This is a genomic window from Prevotella sp. SGI.167 (genome assembly GCF_050313615.1).
In the GTDB taxonomy this organism is placed as follows: Bacteria; Bacteroidota; Bacteroidia; order Bacteroidales; family Bacteroidaceae; genus Prevotella.
This window is the reverse complement of sequence record NZ_JBNPLT010000033.1, coordinates 1-18,603: the sequence shown is the minus strand read 5'-3', so window position 1 is coordinate 18,603 and position 18,603 is coordinate 1. Positions and strand designations below refer to the sequence as shown.

Genomic DNA, 18,603 nt, shown 5'->3' with positions numbered 1-18,603 from the left:
AAATCTTTAATGCTTTTGTCTAATAAGCTAGATTATTTATTATCTTTCTTCGCTCAAAAGTCTGTGTCTTGCCATCAGACAGGCTCCCGTGATACCAGCCAGATCTTTCAGTTCTGAGGTAACAATCTGCGAATCCTCGTTCATGATGTTGAGCGAATGCTTTTTTATACCCATGTTGACCGGTAGCGTCAGATAATCGCCAGTGACTGACATTTCTCCTCCGATGACCAGCATCTCTGGGTTAAAGATATTGATGATTCCTGCCAATTGCTTGCCCAGTTCGTCTGCAATATGTTGCAGGGTAGCTAGGCTAAGCACGTCTTCTTTTGCTATCGCATCAAGAATATCTGGAAGCGTGATGTCTTCTTTTCTGTTGAGCACCTTGTCAGACAGGATGGAAGTCTTGCCTTCCCGAATCTTCTCTGTCAACTTTCTCTTGAGTGCTCTACCCGAAACTTCAGTTTCAATACATCCAATCTTGCCGCAGTGGCAGATGATGTTGTTGTTGTAGGCTGTCATGTGACCAAACTCACCCGAATATCCGGATTTACCGTAGTACAGTTGACCTCCCATGATGATTCCGATGCCTAATCCCCAGCATACGTTCACAAAGATGACATCTTTCAGTCCTCTGCAGCGTCCCTTCACAAATTCAGCGAAAGCCATGCTTCTTGAATCGTTCTCGATGCAAACCGGCAACTGAATCAGCTCTGTGAGCTTGTCTGTGAGTGATTCCTTCAAGAAGGTGTACATGTTGTAGGCTCTTCCTTCGAAAGGATTCACACGTTCTGCTACATTTACGCAAACTTGAAGTATTTCTTCTTTTGAAACAGGAAGAGAGGCGATGAAATCGTTGATGATTTTTCCTACTTTTTCCAGATTCTCAGGAGTATTCTCGTATACGTAAGGTACCCTTGTCTTTTCTGTTATTAGGTTTCCGCTGAAATCGCTGGCAGCTAGAGCCAGACAGTCCATTTCTGGGTTCACTCCGACAAAATATCCAGCGGTAGGAATCAGGTCGTATACCATAGGGATGCGTCCAGTAGAATTGTCTTTCTTGCCAATCTCTGTAACCAGCCCAGCCTTCATCAGTTCGTTGAGGGCGCTAGTGGCAGTCGGCAGACTTACTCCGACAGCCTTGCTCATCTCTGGAATGGTGGCAGCACCTTGAGAGATGAAATGCGCTAGCAGTTTACTCTGAACTGAAGGCTTTTTATTTAGTTTCCTAATATATTTTATTATGTCAGATATCATAACTTAAAAACTTTATTTGCAAAGATAGTCTATTTATAAATACATGCAATATTTTTCTTGTTAATAAAACTTAAATAGCCAAATTTTCTTTATTTTTCCCTGTTTCTGATAGTCTACACTGTCTATATACCTAATTATATATATAAGCATAATTGCCTGTTTATTTATTTTAGCTATTTATGTTAATCAAATATACTAGTTAGGTATAAATAGCTGAATGAGTGGGTAAAACTACACTCAATATAGGTTTTTACAGCCTGAAAAGATAAAAATGCTTTCATTTTAGAATTATTAACTATAAAAACATGGAAATGTATGATAAATCATGTAATTTTGCAAAATAAAAAATTTTAATAACGATATTGCTATAAATAAACGAGTTTAAATAATCCGAATGTTAAAAACAATGCGTTATCTTTATGAGTAGAAACCTAGTAAACATATTAAATAATAATCGTTAAAAGATATAAATTATGAGGCTCAATCTAAGTTCACAAATTGTACTTAACAAAGTACCAGTTGAATTCTACAAGCCTAAGACGACTGTAGAATACTCAGAAATCTCTAGAATGGAGAAGATTCGTACAGACATCTTTGCTTCAATGGCAGAAGGTGCCAGTCATGTTGCCGATGGCATTGCAGCAGGTATCAAGGCTGCTCAGCACGATGGCAAGTTCTATGTGATGGCACTCGGAACCGGTTCTTCACTCACTGCTGTGTATGAGGAACTCATCCGCCGTTATCAGGAGAAGACATTGAGTTTCCGCAATGTTGTGGTATTCAATGCTTATGAGTATTATCCACTCCAGCAGGAGAGTTCTCTCCGTACCATCAACCAGCTGAAGGAGCGTTTCCTCAGTCACGTAGACGTTCAGGAGCAGAACATTTTCTCTCTTGATGGTTTCGTGGCTCAGGATGCAGTACAGGATTGCTGCCGTCTTTATGAGCAGCGCATCAAGACCTTCGGAGGTCTCGACGTAGCTCTTATAGGTATCGGCCGTTCTGGTAACATCGCAGCCAATGAGCCAGGTTCTGGTATCCAGTCAGTTACCCGCCTTATCTTGATCGGCAACACATCACGTGAAGAGATGGAAGCTAGCGAGCAGACCAAGGAAACCATTCCTCCATGTTCACTTACCATGGGTATTGCCACCCTTCTTTCTGCCAAGACGGTTTATCTTACAGCTTGGGGCGAGGAAAAGGCAGAAATCATGCAGAAGGTAGTAGAGAACTCTATTACTGATACATTGCCTGCATCGTTCCTTCAGACACATCCTGATGCTCATGTAGTTCTCGACCTGAGCGCAGCAGCTCACCTTACTCGTATCGAGCATCCTTGGCTCGTAACTTCTTGCCAGTGGACTGATAAGTTGGTTCGCTCTGCATTGGTATGGCTCTGCCAGAAGATTGGTAAGCCTATCCTGAAGTTAACCAATAAGGATTATAACGAGAACGGTTTGAGCGAACTCCTGGCTCTCTATGGTTCTGCTTATAATGCAAACATCAAGATTTTCAACGATTTGCAGCATACAATTACAGGCTGGCCAGGCGGTAAGCCAAACGCAGACGATACCTATCGTCCAGAGCGTTCTAAGCCATATCCAAAGCGTGTCATCGTATTCTCACCTCACCCAGATGATGACGTTATCTCTATGGGCGGTACTATCCGTCGTCTGGTTCAGCAGAAGCATGACGTACATGTTGCTTACGAGACATCAGGTAATATCGCAGTAGGTGATGAGGAAGTAACAAGATTCATGCACTTCATCAATGGTTTCAACCAGCTCTTCGCTGATTCTAAGGACAGCGTAATCTCTGACAAGTATAAGGAGATCAAGACATTCTTCGCCAAGAAGAAGGAGAGCGACTTCGATACAAGAGACATTCTGACCATCAAGGGCTTGATTCGCCGTGGTGAGGCTCGTACAGCTTGTACCTATAATGAGATTCCTCTCGATCACGTTCACTTCCTTGATTTGCCATTCTATGAGAGTGGAAAGATTGAGAAGTTGCCTATGACAGAGAAGGACGTTGAGATAGTTAGAGCTTTGTTGCAGGAGGTTAAACCTCATCAGATTTACGTAGCAGGTGACCTTGCTGACCCTCACGGAACTCACAAGAAGTGTACTGATGCCGTTCTTGCCGCTATCGACGAGGAGAAGAAGGCAGGTGCAGAGTGGTTGAAGGACTGCCGCATCTGGATGTACCGTGGTGCATGGGCAGAGTGGGAGATAGAGAACATCGAAATGTGTGTTCCTTTGAGCCCAGAAGAGTTGAGAGCTAAGCGTAACTCTATCCTCAAGCATCAGTCTCAGATGGAGAGTGCTCCTTTCTTGGGTAATGACGAGCGTCTGTTCTGGCAGAGAGCTGAAGACCGCAACCGTGCTACAGCTTCCCTTTACGACCAGTTGGGCTTGGCTTGCTACGAGGCAATGGAGGCTTTCGTAGAGTATAAGCCTCTCTAATTTCTACATCTAATAATATTATTTAATATAAATGAAAAAAATCAATCAACTTTTAGGTTCTTTGATGGCTTGCGTTGCGATGTTGGGAGCTTTCCCAACATCGTCAGCAGCAGCTGATATCAATATTATTCCTATTCCTGTCAAGACCCAGATCCAGAAGGGTGAGTTTGTTCTGCCACAGAAGGTGGTGATTTCTTACCAGACCGCAGACGGTAAGAATATCGCTCAGTACATGGCAGACAAGCTGAAGGCTTCTACCGGCTACGATGTAACCGTTGGTGGCAAGAAGGGCAATATCTCTATTCAGATTTCTCCATCCCTCAAGATGGCAGAAGAGGGCTACCGTCTCACCGTTACAGCCAAGGGTGTAGTCATCAAGGCTAAGACAGGCAAGGGTGCTTTCTATGGTATGCAGAGTTTCATGCAGTTGTTGCCTGCGCAGGTAGAGAGTGCTACCAAGGTGAATGGTGTTAAATGGGTGGCTCAGTGCTGTGACATCCAGGATGCTCCACGTTTCGGTTATCGCGGATTCCATCTTGATCCATGCCGTCACTTCATCACTGTAGAGAACGTAAAGAAGCAGCTCGACCTGATGTCTATGTTCAAGGTGAACACCATGCACTTCCACCTGACCGAGGATCAGGGCTGGCGTATCGAAATCAAGAAATATCCTAAGTTGACCTCTATCGGTGGCTATCGCCTTCAGGGTGACGGCTCTACCTATGGCGGTTTCTATACACAGGAGGAAATCAAGGACATTGTAGCTTATGCAGCTAAGCGCTACATTACCGTGATTCCAGAAATCGACCTTCCTGGCCACATGATGGCAGCCATATCTGCTTATCCTTATCTTTCTTGCAAGGGCGAGCAGTGGACTCCTAGAATGGTATGGGGTGTTGAGGATATCGTGATGTGTCCTGGTAAGGAAGATATGTTCAACTTCCTGGAGGATATTGTTCGCGAAGTGGTACCTTTGTTCCCTGGCAAGTATTTCCACATTGGTGGTGACGAGTGTCCTAAGACCAGCTGGAAGAATTGCCCTACCTGCCAGAAACGTATCGAGGCAGAAGGCTTGCAGGCTGACGGTAAGCACTCTGCAGAGGAAAGATTGCAGAGCTACGTCATCAAGCGCATGGAGAAGATGCTGGCTAAGTACGACAGAAAGATCATCGGATGGGATGAAATCCTGGAAGGTGGCTTGAGCCCTGATGCTACAGTCATGTCTTGGCGCGGCACATCAGGTGGTATTTCTGCAGCTCTCCAGAAGCATGATGTCATCATGACTCCAGGTAGCGGTGGTCTGTATCTCGACCATTACCAGGGTGATTATAAGATTGAGCCAGTTACTATTCCTAGTGCTCCGGCTTATCTTTCAAGAACCTATAATTATGAGCCTGTTCCTGATACCATCAAGTCATTGGGCTTGGAGAAGCATATCCTCGGTGTTCAGTGCAACAACTGGTCAGAGTATATGTATACCAATGCCAAGATGGAGTATCAGATGTATCCTCGTTCTCTGGCTCTTGCTGAGATTGCATGGTCTCCAGCCAAGAAGAAGAACTTCACAGACTTCGCACGTCGTGTAGATGCCAACAGCGTCCGCCTGGATGAGCGTCATGTACGTTATCATATTCCATTGCCAGAGCAGCCATACGGTTCTTGTGACAAGGTTGTGATTACCAAGGATACTGTAGTTACATTCCAGACATCACGTCCTATGAAGATGGTTTATACCTTGGACGGTTCTATTCCAACTCCATCTTCTGCAGTCTATACAGAGCCTATCAAGGTGAGCGGCAATACTACTATCAAGATTGCTACTGTTTTGCCTTCTGGCAAGATGAGCAAGGTGAGAACCATCGATGTAGAAAAGCAGACCTATGCTCCAGCAGTGAAACTCAACGATGCAAAGGCTGGTTTGCAGTTGCGCCGCATGAAGGGTAACTATCTGAAGGTTAATCAGCTGGAATTGGCTGATGCTGAGTGGCAGGACTGTGGTACTGTAGAGAATCTTAACAAGATGAAGGTAAGTCAGCCTGATGATGCTGCTACTTTGCGTGGTGCCAATAATTATGCAGCCATAGCAGAGGGTTACATCAATATTCCTGAGGATGGAGTTTACTATCTCTCTTCCCGTATGGAGCAGGTTTGGATTGACAACAAGCTCGTCATCAACAACGAGGGTGCAGTGAAGGCTGGTACCAACTCAGACAACTCTGTAGCATTGGCTAAGGGCTTGCATCCTGTGAAGTTCGTTTATCTGTGCAATATCGTAGGTGGTTGGCCATCATGGTGGAGCAACCTTACACTCGAAATGCGCAAGGACAACCAGAAGAAGTTTACCGGCGTAGCTGGAACTCAGTATTTCCACTAATATCGGATAATAAATCATGAAAATCAGAACCATCGCAACTGTATCACTTTGCCTTGCCATGCTTTCTATGAGCGGTGGCGTAGCGGCTCAGAGCGAGTCGCGTTGGCAGAACGTGAATATCAATCAGCAAAACAGGGAGCCTCGTCGTGCTTCTTTCTTTGCTTACGAGAACCTTGATAAGGCACAGAACTTTGACAAGAAGAAGTCGGCCAACTACCTTTCCATGGAAGGTATGTGGAAGTTCAACTTCGTGAAGGATCACAACAAGCGTCCTGCCAACTTCTTTGCTGTCAAGTATGATGATTCGCAGTGGAAGGACTTCCCTGTACCGGGATTGTTCGAATTCAATGGCTATGGCGACCGTACCTATAAGAACATCGGTTATGCATGGGCTACCCAGTTTGATCCAAATCCTCCTTACATCAGCGAACTCAACAACTACACCGGCTCTTATCGCCGCACCTTCGAACTTCCAGCAGACTGGAAGGGCAAGGATGTTTATTTCCATGTAGGTTCTGCCACCAGTAACCTGACTCTCTGGGTGAACGGCAAGTACGTGGGATATAGCGAGGACAGCAAGGTGGCTGCCGAGTTTAATATCTCCAAGTATCTCAAGCCAGGAAAGAATCTCATTGCCATGCAGGTGATGCGCTGGTGCGATGGTTCTTATTTTGAAGACCAGGACTATTGGCGCTTCACGGGTATTGCCCGTGAGGTGTATCTCTATGCACGTCCTAAGCTTCATGCAGCTGATGTCCGCCTGAATGCCGGTCTTGAGAATAACTTCAAGGATGGTGTCCTGGATTATCATATCTCTCTTCAGGGAGGCAAGAGCGATGTTTCCATCAGCTTATGTGATAAGGATGGCAAGCAGATAGCTCAGGCAACAGGTGCTAAGGGTACTATCAAGGTGCCGAATGTAAAGCCTTGGACTGCAGAGACTCCTAATTTGTATAAGGTATTCATCACCTTGAAGAATAAGCAGGGCGTATCTGAGGTCATTCCTCAGAAAGTAGGTTTCCGCAATGTGGAAATCAAGAATGCCCAGCTTCTGGTGAATGGTCAGCCTATACTGGTCAAGGGTGCCGACCGTCATGAGATTGATCCTGATGGTGGATATGTCGTTAGCGTAGAGCGCATGATTCAGGACATCAAGATTATGAAGCAGCTGAACATCAACGCTGTCCGTACATGTCACTATCCTGATGATCCTCGCTGGTACGACCTCTGCGATGAATACGGATTGTATATCACAGCCGAGGCAAACCTGGAATCTCATGGTATGGGATATGATGAGAAGTCTCTCGCTAAGTTCCCTGAGTACATCGTGCCTCATATCGAGCGCAACGAGGGTAATGTCAAACCGCTCATCAATCATCCTTCCATCATCGTATGGAGCTTGGGTAACGAGTGTGGTTATGGCGTCAACTTTGAAAAGGCTTACGATTGGGTCAAGGCTTACGACAAGACCCGGCCTGTGCAGTATGAGCGTGGCGGATATGACAGCAAGACTGATATCCACTGTCCTATGTACATAGGTTACGAGGAGAGCGAAAGCTACTGCAAGAGCAATGGTACCAAGCCATACATCCAGTGTGAGTATGCCCATGCCATGGGTAACTCTATGGGTGGATTCAAGGAGTATTGGGATCTGATCCGCAAGTATCCTAAGTATCAGGGTGGTTATATCTGGGACTTCGTAGACCAGGGTGTTCGCGACAAGAGCCCTATCACCGGCAAGGAAATCTTTACCTATGGTGGTGACTATGGACGTTATCCTGCCAGCGACTACAACTTCAACTGTAACGGTATCATTTCTCCAGACCGTCGCTTGAATCCTCATGCTTATGAGGTTCAGTACTATCTCCAGAATGTATGGATTAAGGATCTGGATGCAGCTAATGGTACTTTCAATGTCTATAATGAGCATTTCTTCAAGAACATTGACGACCTGAAGCTTACTGCAGCAGTCTATACCAACGGCGTTCTCCTGTCTACAGTAGAGATTCCTGGAACCAAGGGCATTGCTCCTCAGACCACCAGGTTGGTGAAGAGTGATGCTTTGCAGGAGGCTGTTGCCAAGGCAGAAGCAGAGCATGCCAGAGAGGAAATCACCGTCAACTTTGCCTTTGCCAGCGATGGTTCAGAGCCTTTAGTTGACAAGGGACAGGTGATGGCCCGCCAGCAGTTTGTCATCAACGGTTATGAGTTTGACAATGTTGATACACCTATCGCTGAAGCAGCTCCAGCCAAGAAGGGTAAGGCTAAGGTTCAGACCGCCAGCAACCTGGAGGTAGAAGAGACCAATTCCTATGTAAAGGTTACAGCCAAGCGCATGTCGGTTACTGTAGGTAAGTTGACCGGTATGATTGATTATCTCGATGTAGATGGTGAACCAATGTTGAAGTTCCGTGAGAGCATGACTCCAGAGTTCTGGCGTGCTCCTACCGATAACGACTATGGTGCATCCTTGCAGAAGGCGATGAGAGTATGGAAGAACCCTCAGATGACTCTGAAGTCATTCGATAAGAGTGAGGGTCAAGACAGCGTGGTTCTTACTGCAATCTTCGATATGCCTGAGGTTAAGGCACAGCTGGAACTCCGTTACCGCATCAATTCAGAGGGTGAAGTAGCTGTTACTGAGAAGATGACAACCGATAAGGAAGCTAAGGTGGCCGACTTGTTCCGTTATGGTATGCAGTTGCAGATGCCAGCAGCCTTCTCTAAGTTGGAGTACTACGGTAGAGGTCCTGAGGAGAACTACATCGACCGTCATTCTTCCTCTTTCATCGGAAAGTACGAGGCTGACGTAAAGGATGAGTATTATCCATACGTTCGTCCACAGGAGAGTGGTAACCATACCGACATCCGTTACTTCTCTATCTTCAATCCAACCACCGGCAAGGGAATCACCTTCGAGGGGTATGCACCTATGGAGTGCAGTGCCATTCCTTACCTGGTAGAGGATTTGGATGCAGGCATCGAGAAGAATCATGCCTGGGGCCAGCACAGTGGCGACCTGGTAGAAAAGGGCTTGGTTCAGTTGCACATCCAGCAGCGTCAGTACGGTTTGGGCTGTATCGACAGCTGGGGTTCAAAACCAATGGATAAGTATCGCATGCACTATCAAGACCGCAACTTCAGCTTTGTAATCAAGGCTAAGAAATAATAGGCATTAATGAATTATTAAATCCTGGGCATCAGCTGATTGCTCAGGATTTTTTTATTCTGTCCTCATCTCCAAGCATTCTCTGTCTACATCAATCCCCTCACTCTGAATGATGCTGCAAAGAAACAAAATCTGGAATCGGCACTTCATACTTGCTCATACTTTCTCATACTTGGTGTATCTCTTTAACAGCTTAAGCAAGCTACTTGTCTTTCAAAAGTAAGATACTTACGGGGCATAAGTATGATACTTACGAGGCAAAAGTAAGATACTTGCGGTCAAAATCCTGAACTTTAGTGCTGAAAGACTGAACTATGAATATGAATATTGAAAAAAAACTGCGTTAAATACATGTATTAACTATCTGTATATCATTTCTTTATATTCTATCTTGATTGCGCTGTATATCAAAGATGTGAAACCTATAAGTTCAGCTTCAGAAATTCAGAAACACTCCATTTTCCCTAACGCCCCCATTTATGAATGACGAAGAGGAAATTTTGGCAGGATAGGGCGGTATTTCTGTCTCAATGCCTGTTAATTGTATAGAAAAACACTATAGTCATGTGAATTTTTTGGTTCATTTTGTTTCAAAATGCATTTTTTCTCCAAAATATTTTGTTCGTTCGACATTTATTATTATCTTTGCTCCGTTTAACAACAAATTTGTCTTTTAAAGAATATATCTGGTAAGAACTATAATAATAATGCATATATGATCAATAATAACTACAGAGGAAACGTACTGGTTAGACGTATGGTAACTTGTGCAGATTTCGTCATCCTAAATTGTCTGTTACTTGTCTATACTGAGTATGGAACGCAGATTATCCCTGATTATTTCGATACAGCGACGAAGATTACATTTTTCGTTGCCAATGTTGCCTTGTTCCTAAGCGAGTATAACTACTCAACTATCATTCATGTAAGAAAGATAGGTTTCCTCCAGGTTTTGAAAAGGACATTATGTCTGGCGGCATCTACCGTATTTCTGTTCTTTGTCTTTGTAAGACTACTCAGTCATGGAGGCCAGATGTTCTCTTTTGCAGCTATCTTTGGCGCATCATTTTATTTCTTTCTGATTCTTTCAAGACTCTGCGAACTTAAAATACTGAAGTACTATCGTGCCAGAGGCCGTAACAGCCGTACGGTAGTCTTCGTTGGCAACGATCCGGCAATCAGTGAAATGTATCAGACGATGACCGAGGATCCATCTGCAGGTTATATCGTCAAGGGCTATTATGCTGATGCCGAAATAGCCAAGGCTCCTGACGGTTTAAAGAAAATAGGAAGTCTCAAGGATCTCAATAGCATTTTGTCGTCTACGATCAATGATACCATTAATGGAGCTCCAAGCAACATTGATGAAGTATTCTGTTGCCTATCTCATAATGATTCTGAACGGATTGTGAAGATTATGCAGTTCTGTGACAAGAACGTGATCCATTTCTACTATCTCCCACGTGTCTTTGGTGAGTATAAATTACATCTGGATGCCCAGAATTTCATGGGCAGAACCGTTTATTCCAATCACAAGGAGCCGTTGACTCTCGTTTCTAACCGCATTGCCAAGCGAGCATTCGATGTCGTGGTGAGTGGACTTATCTGTCTCTGCGTTCTGCCGTTCATCCCTATCATAGCTCTCATCATCAAGACCCAGAGTCCGGGACCTATCTTCTTCAAGCAGGCAAGAACAGGTTTGAATGGTGATACATTCTACTGTCTGAAGTTCCGTTCCATGCATGTGAATAAGGATGCAGACAAGGCGCAGGCAACCAAGGATGACCCAAGAAAGTTTGCTTTCGGCAACTTCATGCGAAAGACGAACATCGACGAGTTCCCTCAGTTTATCAATGTCCTGAAGGGCGATATGAGTATCGTGGGTCCTCGTCCTCATATGTTGCATCATACTGAGGTATATGGCAGTTTGATAGACAAGTATATGGTTCGCCATTTCTCCAAGCCTGGTATCACCGGTTGGGCACAGGTTACAGGATTCCGAGGTGAGACCAGGGAGTTGTGGCAGATGGAGGAGCGTATCCGCCGAGACATCTGGTATATCGAGAACTGGTCGTTCTGGCTCGACATCAAGATTATCTTCCTGACAGCCAAGAGCATCATCTTCCCAGATAAGAATGCTTATTAAAAAAAATGATAAGATAAAAAAGAGCGATTCTTGCATTAACTCTGCAGGAATAGCTCTTTTTTGTGTAATCAAGTGAATTTTCAAGATGTTATGAAAATGAAGTATTGTTGCCCCTTTATGATAATAGTTTCGCATTATATGGAGCACATTACCAATGTCTGGCTTCCTGCCTATTTATCATAATGGTCCTTAGAATCAGCATTTTTTGATTAATTAATAGTTGTTTTACTCACATTTTTAACAAATATCATTACCTTTGCACCATGAAAACATTATTAGACGTTCATACACATACAATAGCATCAGGTCATGCCTACAGCAGTTTGCAGGAAATGACCTTGGCAGCAAAAGAAAAGGGGTTGGAAATTCTGGGAATCACAGAGCACGGTCCCAATATCCCGGGTACCTGTGACCCTATCTATTTCAGAAACCTTCATTGCATTCCACGCCAGCTCTATGGAATCAAACTGATGCTGGGAGCAGAACTCAACATCCTCAATACCCAAGGGGATATCGACCTCGACGAGGATTACTGGCGCATGCTTGACATCCGAATAGCTGGCATTCATAGCCTTTGCTGGCAGGGAGGAACCAAGGAAGAGAACACACATGGTGTCATCAATGCCATGCGCAATCCCTTCGTGCAGATCATCTCACATCCCGGTGACGGTACGGCAGATCTGGATTTCGAGGTATTGATGAAAGTTTCAAAGGAGACGCATACCCTGCTTGAGATTAACAACCACTCCATGGCTCCCATCCGTCACAAGACAGTGGCTGCTCCCAATAATCTGGAACTGTTGGAGCTTGCCAAGAAGTATGAGACTCCTGTCATCTTTGGAAGTGATGCCCATTTCTCTACGATGATTGCCGACTACAGCAACATCATGCCGCTGGTAGAGAAAGCAGAGTTCCCGGATGAGCTGGTTCTCAACTATCAGCCAGAGAAATTCATGGCTTACCTCAAGCCTACCCCAGAGAAATAGGAAAATTTTGTTTCACAGTTCAATTTATACGACTATGATTATAGAAGAAATCATCAAATATAATGAAAACTTCGTGGCCAGCAAGGGCTACGAAAAGTATCTTACGAGTAAATATCCGGACAAGAAGCTTGCCATCCTTTCCTGTATGGATACCCGCCTGACAGAGCTTCTGCCGGCGGCCTTGGGTCTGAAGAATGGAGATGCCAAGTTCATCAAGAATGCCGGTGGACTCGTAATCAGTCCATTCGACTCAGCCATGCGCAGCCTCCTGGTTGCCATCTATGAACTGGGTGTTGAGGAAATCATGGTCATTGCCCACTCCAACTGCGGTGCCTGTCACATGAACGGCCAGCAGATGAAGGAATTGATGTTGCAACGTGGCATCCATCAGGATGTCATCGATACCATCGGACTTTGCGGCATCAATCTCGACCATTGGCTGGAGGGATTCCACGATACTGAGGATTCAGCAAGGAATACAATCAATACCATCCGTACCCACCCTCTCGTACCAAAGGATGTCAATCTGCATGGCTATATCATCGACTCACAGACGGGTAAGCTCACTGAAGTAAAATAAAAGCAAAATACGCTTAATATGGCTAAGGATGGTTCTCCTCCAGGATCATCCTTAGTAACTCTTCATTTGCCTCGTTGTTGACCTCAGCATCCTTCAACTCGGAGAAATAGTCAAGCATAGCGGAACATTCGCCTGGCAGGAGTAAAGGCAAAGGAGGTGATGACTCCATCCATCGTAGTAGAATCAGCCAACATGAATCTGACTACCAAGGAGTTTTACGAACAGAAAGAATGGAAATTCTCACGCATTCCCGTTTATGACAACAACAAGGATATCATTGTGGGATACGTATTGAAAGATATGGTTCTCAAATCCTCTTCTTGTTGTTAGAATAGATAGGATATGTTGTTGGAAAAGATAGGATATGTTGTTGAGACAGTTAGTATCTCCGGTCGCACAACAGCTGTTGTGCGCTTGCATAACAGCTGATATGCGCATGCACAACACCTGTAGTGCATGTGGTGGTCAACTGTTATGCGCCAACTATTATCCAGACTTATAACACCATCTCTCTAGTTTAACCAGGAAATATCGCAACCTTGATGACGCCATCCTTGCGGTTTTCAAAGACATCGTATGCCTCTTCTATTCTTGAAAGCGGGAAACGATGGGTAATCAGAGGAGTAGTATCTATCTTTCCCTGGGCTATCAAATCCAGGATTTCCTCACAGTCGCATCCATCCACACCTCCCGTCTTGAAAATGAGGTTCTTGCCATACATATCAGGAAGAGGAAGCATCTGCGGCTTGTCATACACGATGGCATCATGCGCATCTATCATCGTAGGCTTCTCCTTCTCAGTGAACCCAAATTCTCCTTGCTTGATATATGTAAATGCATTCATTGGATATTAATTATTTTATCAATTTTTTTACTACCATGCCTCCAGCTTATCGGCAATCTCCGGCATCTTATCTTTGCTGAATACAGGATTCTTGCCTTCCTTCTTCTGCTGTCGATAATCCTGCAGCAGGAAGACGGCCTGGCGGGAAAGCAGGACGATGGCCACAAGATTGCAGAGCGTGAGAAGAGCCATCGTGATGTCGGCAAAACTCCATGCAAAATCAAGCGATACCACAGCTCCTACCATTACCATCGCAGCTACTGCAAGACGATAGATGAATACACCCAGCTTGGAATCCCTGATATATCTCACGTTGGTCTCGCCATAATAATAGTTGCCGATGATGCTGCTGAAGGCAAAGAGACAGATCATTACAGCCACAAATGGATTGCCGATGCTTCCTATTTCGTGAGTCAAGGCATCCTGCGTCAGCTGAATACCATTGGATGCTGTAACATCTACCCCACTCACAAGTATGATGAAGGCGGTGCATGAACATACCACCAAGGTATCAGTAAACACCCCCAAAGCCTGAATCAAACCCTGCTTTACAGGATGACTCACCGTTGCCACGGCTGCTGCATTTGGGGCACTACCCTCACCAGCCTCATTACTGAACAGACCTCGCTTGATGCCCTGTATCACCGTAACTCCCAACACTCCGCCGGCAGCCTGATTGAAGCCGAAGGCATTCTCCACAATGGCAAGCAACACCTTAGGCAGACTGGTGATATTCCAAATCACGACTCCAACGGCTATCAGAAGATAGACGACAGCCATCACAGGAACCACAGTAGAAGAGAACTTTGCCACGCGCTGGATACCACCGAAGATGATGAGCAGGGTGAGCACCGTGAGCACAATTCCCATGGTAGCAGGTTCGATGCCGAACGCTTTCTGCCAGGCCTGACAGATGGTATTGCTCTGAACAGAATTATAGGCAAAGCCAAAGGTAATGATCATCAGGACGGCAAAGAGAATGCCCATCCATCCCTTTTCAAGACCATACTTCATATAGTAGGCAGGACCTCCAAAGAAGGATGTCTTTCCCCTGCGCTTGTAAAGTTGGGCTAGGGTTGATTCTATGAAAGCCGATGCAGAACCCAGCAAAGCCAGCATCCACATCCAGAATACGGCTCCCGGGCCACCGATGCTGATAGCTGTAGCCACGCCAGCAAGATTTCCCGTACCGATACGACTGGCCAATGCCACCACGAAAGCCTGGAAGGAAGAGATATGTTTCATCTCGCCATCCACCTTTACCTCCATCGACAGTTCATCTTGTCCTATCTCCTCCGGTTGAACCTTGTCGGGATTCAGCAACAGCCTGACCATCTCCTTGATGAGTCGGAACTGTACGAACCTTGTACGCCAAGTGAAAAACAGGGCACAGCATATCAGAACTGTAATGATGATATACGACCAGAGAAAATCGCTAACCTGAACTAAAATGTTTTGTAATGAATCTATCATTTGTCTATCAAAATCTGAATATTATTTCTTTTCGACTGCAAAATTACGAATTTAATTTCAAAAATCAGCAAAATATCTGTAAAATAGCAATTTATCATAAAATTATGCAAAAGTAATGCCGTTATCATTTATTTTTCTTACTTTTGTAAAATGACAGACCCAATATCATTTTCATCCTTGCCGATGATCTGGGATATGGCGATCTCTCCTGCTACGGCAGCAAGACTATCAAGACTCCAAACATTGATAAACTGGCTGCTACGGGTACTCGATTCAACCAGAGCTATGCCGGGTCAGGATTCAGTTCACCATCACGTTGTGCACTGATGACGGGTAAGAATACCGGCAATAGCCGTATACGTGATAATATGTGCACAGCTGGAGGCATGACAGGTCTGAAAATAACCCCTGAAGGAGACACGACCATCGTTCGCAGGACAAGTCTGCAGCCGCAGGATACGACCATCGCTACGGTATTGCACGCTGCCGGCTACAAAACCTGTCTTGTCAACAAATGGCATCTGGATGGCTATGATCCAAAATCATCACCAATCTATCGTGGTTTTGACGAGTTCCACGGATGGCTGATCAGTACGGTAGAATCCAATTCACCTTACTATTATCCATACAACCGTTTCGACAACGACAAGCTCATCCACATCAAGGCAAATGAGCACGATAAGCACATCAAGCACAATACGGATATTTCGACCGATGATGCCATCAATTTCATCAAGCGAAACAAGAAGAATCCTTTCTTCCTCTATCTGGCTTTTGATGCGCCTCATGAACCCTATATCATCGACAACACCACATGGTATGATGATGAATCGTGGAGCATGAACGACATCTGCCTCAGAACATCAACGGCATGAATATTCTGCCATTGTTCTATGGTAAGCAGATTGATACAGACGACCGAGTTCTTTATTGGGAATTCCCAGGCAAGCAGCGTGCTGCGCGCCACGGTGACTGGAAGGCTGTTACCATCAAGCCAAACAAGCCTCTGGAACTCTACAATCTGCGTGAAGACCCGGAAGAGAAGCATGATCTCGCCAAGAAATATCCGGAAATGGTAATCGGTTTTGACAAGGTGATGAAGGAAATGCGAACTCCATCAGAAAACTGGCCAATACCGGAAGATGCGGAAAGCAGGAAAAAGTAATTGGCTTTGTAAAACTGAGGGTGTGTCATGGACTTATTAAACACCCTCAGTTTTTTTCGACAAGCAATATTTAAATCCGAGTTTCTATCTTGCTCATTAGACCAATCAGCTAAATATCTGTCTATCTAACGTTTAAGCATATCTAAGTCCTCTTTTCTAATATAAAACGGAGTCATTTTGCCAGTTCTTCTAAAGAATTTTCAGTATTTTTGTCCGTTTTTCCGCGATTTACATTAACTTTGCACTCATGAAGAATTTTGCAGCGATAGATTTTGAGACGGCCAACCAGCAACGAACCAGCGTTTGCTCCGTAGGCATTGTGATAGTAAGGGATGGTGAGATTGTGGATAGCTACTACAGTCTCATCAAGCCAGAGCCTGAGTATTATTCCTATTGGAATACTAGGGTGCATGGACTTACCATGGAGGATACCATGAACGCCAGGGTATTTCCAGAGGTATGGGCTGAAATTCAGCCAAAGATTGAGGGATTGCCATTGGTGGCTCACAACTCACCTTTTGATGAGGGATGTCTGAAGTCTGTATTTCAAATGTACCAGATGGACTATCCCGATTATGAGTTCCATTGCACATGCCGAGCCTCCAGAAGAAAGTTGGGATCTCTCCTACCCAACCACCAACTACAAACCGTAGCTGCTTATTGCGGGTACGACCTAACCCAACACCATAATGCCCTGGCTGACGCAGAGGCCTGTGCTTGGATTGCCAGGAAACTACTATAACTACTGCAGCAAAAGTGTTATATTGTGCCTAAAATGGATCTTGCCGCATGGAGTATAGATGCTTGTGGCCAGGTATATTCTTGAAATAAAAACAGAGGGTGTGCCATGGATTTATGACACACCCTCTATTACTGGTATAAGGTTTATCTTACCCTTATACCTTTACCATTCAACACTTCACCTCTAATATCGTCGGTTTTACAGAGATACAGGTCATACCCAATCGCTGTTATATCGCAGTATCTTGGAGGAGTGATGACCTTGCCACTTGGTGACATCAACCCGAACCAACCAGCTTCTGCTTCATACTTCTTGCAACTTGCTGTTTTTTGATAAGGTGTAGGTTCTGCTTCCGCAGTCTCACCTGTCAGATTTCCTTCATCATCGTAATTCTTTGCTGTAGTGTACCGTATCTCATCAGTATTATACAGCATACCGTCAACATTACTAATCAAGAAATCGTCAATCAGCTCACCTTTCAAATTGTATTTGCGGAGTGTATGATCTTTCATCGTAGCGTTGATACTTCCAGCAGATACCCTTAACTTTGCTTCCATAAAGGCCAATACTGGTTCCAGATCTTTTGCAAGAACACTTTGCTTTCTTCCTTGACTTACAATAAAGAAAGAGTCATTTGGAGTTATTGCATCATATTCTGCTTTCAACATCCAGTTCCCCTTTTTGTCTATCAACCCAAATTTGTCCCGCTTATTGTTATGTATCACGCAATATCCATTGTGGAAAACATATCCCTCAGTCCCTTTAACATATGGGATACTCAAGTCTATTACCACATTGCCCTTTGCATCAATGAACTTTATCATTCCATTGTCCTCAACCGATGCCAGGCCATCTGAGAAAATCCAAGCGTGTTTATACTGTGGCTTGATGGCAATTTCGCCAGTCAGCATATTGAAGTAGCCTCGTGTCTTTCCATTGCTGTAACAAACCAAAGAATCATCACCCAATGGCTTCGAAATCCAATGGATGCCTTTAACTGTCTTTTTACCATCACGAGTCTCCACATAACCGTCTGTATCATAGGCACAACCATAGTAAGTAGCATTTCGTGACAGATACTGCGAGTCATAGTAGGAGTCATCCAAATATTTCGCTGCATTCACTTTCTTGCAAACAAATTCATAGAGTGCATTAGCTCCAGCACATGCAAACACAAACATGAGGAAGGCAAAGCATCCTCCAACAACACGTCGGATAAACTTTCCATACTTCGACTCATCCTTCATACCCAGTATCACGGTGAACCATTCTGCTGTAGCAGCAATGATGCCTGTCAGCCCTTTCCAAAATAAAATAATTGCTCTTTTCATATGCCCTTTATTTTTAGTTCATACTTATTTCCTTCTTTATCAAAGGCTTCATCTGCCAATCTACCATGGTAATT

The 18,603-nt window shown here is 44.5% G+C and carries 12 protein-coding genes and 2 pseudogenes; 9 read left to right on the top strand and 5 right to left on the bottom strand.

Features of this window, described 5'->3' with window-relative positions; genetic code table 11:
• Positions 1-39 precede the first annotated feature (39 nt).
• Positions 40-1,254, bottom strand: coding sequence for an ROK family protein (locus ACQRBJ_RS13380; RefSeq protein WP_445303900.1), 1,215 nt, complete (start codon positions 1,252-1,254; stop codon positions 40-42).
• Between the two features lie 473 nt (positions 1,255-1,727).
• On the opposite strand from ACQRBJ_RS13380, the gene ACQRBJ_RS13375 reads away from it, so the two are divergent.
• The 6 genes from ACQRBJ_RS13375 to ACQRBJ_RS13350 all read left to right on the top strand — a co-directional run bounded on the left by ACQRBJ_RS13375 (position 1,728) and on the right by ACQRBJ_RS13350 (position 12,974).
• Positions 1,728-3,719: a glucosamine-6-phosphate deaminase gene (locus ACQRBJ_RS13375; RefSeq protein ID WP_218417320.1), complete on the top strand. Its 1,992-nt coding sequence runs from the start codon at positions 1,728-1,730 to the stop codon at positions 3,717-3,719.
• A gap of 31 nt (positions 3,720-3,750) precedes the next feature.
• The gene (locus ACQRBJ_RS13370) at positions 3,751-6,093 is read left to right on the top strand and encodes a family 20 glycosylhydrolase (protein ID WP_441938196.1); all 2,343 of its coding nucleotides are present in this window, start codon (positions 3,751-3,753) and stop codon (positions 6,091-6,093) included.
• A gap of 16 nt (positions 6,094-6,109) precedes the next feature.
• On the top strand, positions 6,110-9,262 hold the full coding sequence (locus ACQRBJ_RS13365) for a glycoside hydrolase family 2 TIM barrel-domain containing protein (protein WP_445303899.1): 3,153 nt from the start codon (positions 6,110-6,112) through the stop codon (positions 9,260-9,262).
• 715 nt (positions 9,263-9,977) lie between these two features.
• Entirely contained in the window at positions 9,978-11,408 is a 1,431-nt protein-coding gene (locus ACQRBJ_RS13360) for an undecaprenyl-phosphate glucose phosphotransferase (RefSeq protein ID WP_445303898.1), read from the top strand.
• Between the two features lie 263 nt (positions 11,409-11,671).
• Positions 11,672-12,394 carry a phosphatase gene (locus tag ACQRBJ_RS13355; protein ID WP_445303897.1) on the top strand — a complete coding sequence of 241 codons (723 nt, stop codon included), beginning with the start codon at positions 11,672-11,674 and terminating at the stop codon, positions 12,392-12,394.
• A gap of 37 nt (positions 12,395-12,431) precedes the next feature.
• Positions 12,432-12,974 carry a beta-class carbonic anhydrase gene (locus ACQRBJ_RS13350; RefSeq protein WP_445303904.1) on the top strand — a complete coding sequence of 181 codons (543 nt, stop codon included), beginning with the start codon at positions 12,432-12,434 and terminating at the stop codon, positions 12,972-12,974.
• 22 nt (positions 12,975-12,996) lie between these two features.
• Here ACQRBJ_RS13350 and ACQRBJ_RS13345 read toward each other — a convergent pair whose 3' ends face one another.
• Positions 12,997-13,143, bottom strand: a complete 147-nt coding sequence (locus tag ACQRBJ_RS13345) for a hypothetical protein (RefSeq protein ID WP_445303896.1) — start codon at positions 13,141-13,143, stop codon at positions 12,997-12,999.
• Between ACQRBJ_RS13345 and ACQRBJ_RS13340 the strand changes: the two genes are divergently transcribed.
• A complete protein-coding gene (locus tag ACQRBJ_RS13340; protein ID WP_445303895.1) occupies positions 13,134-13,304 on the top strand; it encodes a hypothetical protein in 171 nt (56 codons plus the stop codon). The two genes, ACQRBJ_RS13345 and ACQRBJ_RS13340, sit on opposite strands and share 10 nt — an antisense overlap.
• Before the next feature lie 187 nt (positions 13,305-13,491).
• Here the strand turns inward: ACQRBJ_RS13340 and ACQRBJ_RS13335 are convergent.
• Together ACQRBJ_RS13335 and ACQRBJ_RS13330 are read right to left on the bottom strand one after the other, a co-directional pair.
• Positions 13,492-13,731: pseudogene (locus tag ACQRBJ_RS13335) on the bottom strand (alcohol dehydrogenase); the annotation flags it as partial.
• A 117-nt stretch (positions 13,732-13,848) separates the two neighbouring features.
• Positions 13,849-15,288 carry an alanine/glycine:cation symporter family protein gene (locus tag ACQRBJ_RS13330; protein ID WP_445303903.1) on the bottom strand — a complete coding sequence of 480 codons (1,440 nt, stop codon included), beginning with the start codon at positions 15,286-15,288 and terminating at the stop codon, positions 13,849-13,851.
• Positions 15,289-15,443: 155 nt separating this feature from the next.
• Between ACQRBJ_RS13330 and ACQRBJ_RS13325 the strand changes: the two are divergent.
• Positions 15,444-16,456, top strand: a pseudogene (locus ACQRBJ_RS13325) (sulfatase-like hydrolase/transferase); the annotation flags it as partial.
• 247 nt (positions 16,457-16,703) lie between these two features.
• Positions 16,704-17,198, top strand: a complete 495-nt coding sequence (locus tag ACQRBJ_RS13320; RefSeq protein ID WP_217746033.1) for a 3'-5' exonuclease — start codon at positions 16,704-16,706, stop codon at positions 17,196-17,198.
• A 143-nt stretch (positions 17,199-17,341) separates the two neighbouring features.
• Here ACQRBJ_RS13320 and ACQRBJ_RS13315 read toward each other — a convergent pair whose 3' ends face one another.
• Positions 17,342-18,529 carry a WG repeat-containing protein gene (locus tag ACQRBJ_RS13315; protein WP_445303894.1) on the bottom strand — a complete coding sequence of 396 codons (1,188 nt, stop codon included), beginning with the start codon at positions 18,527-18,529 and terminating at the stop codon, positions 17,342-17,344.
• Between the last annotated feature and the right edge of the window lie 74 nt (positions 18,530-18,603).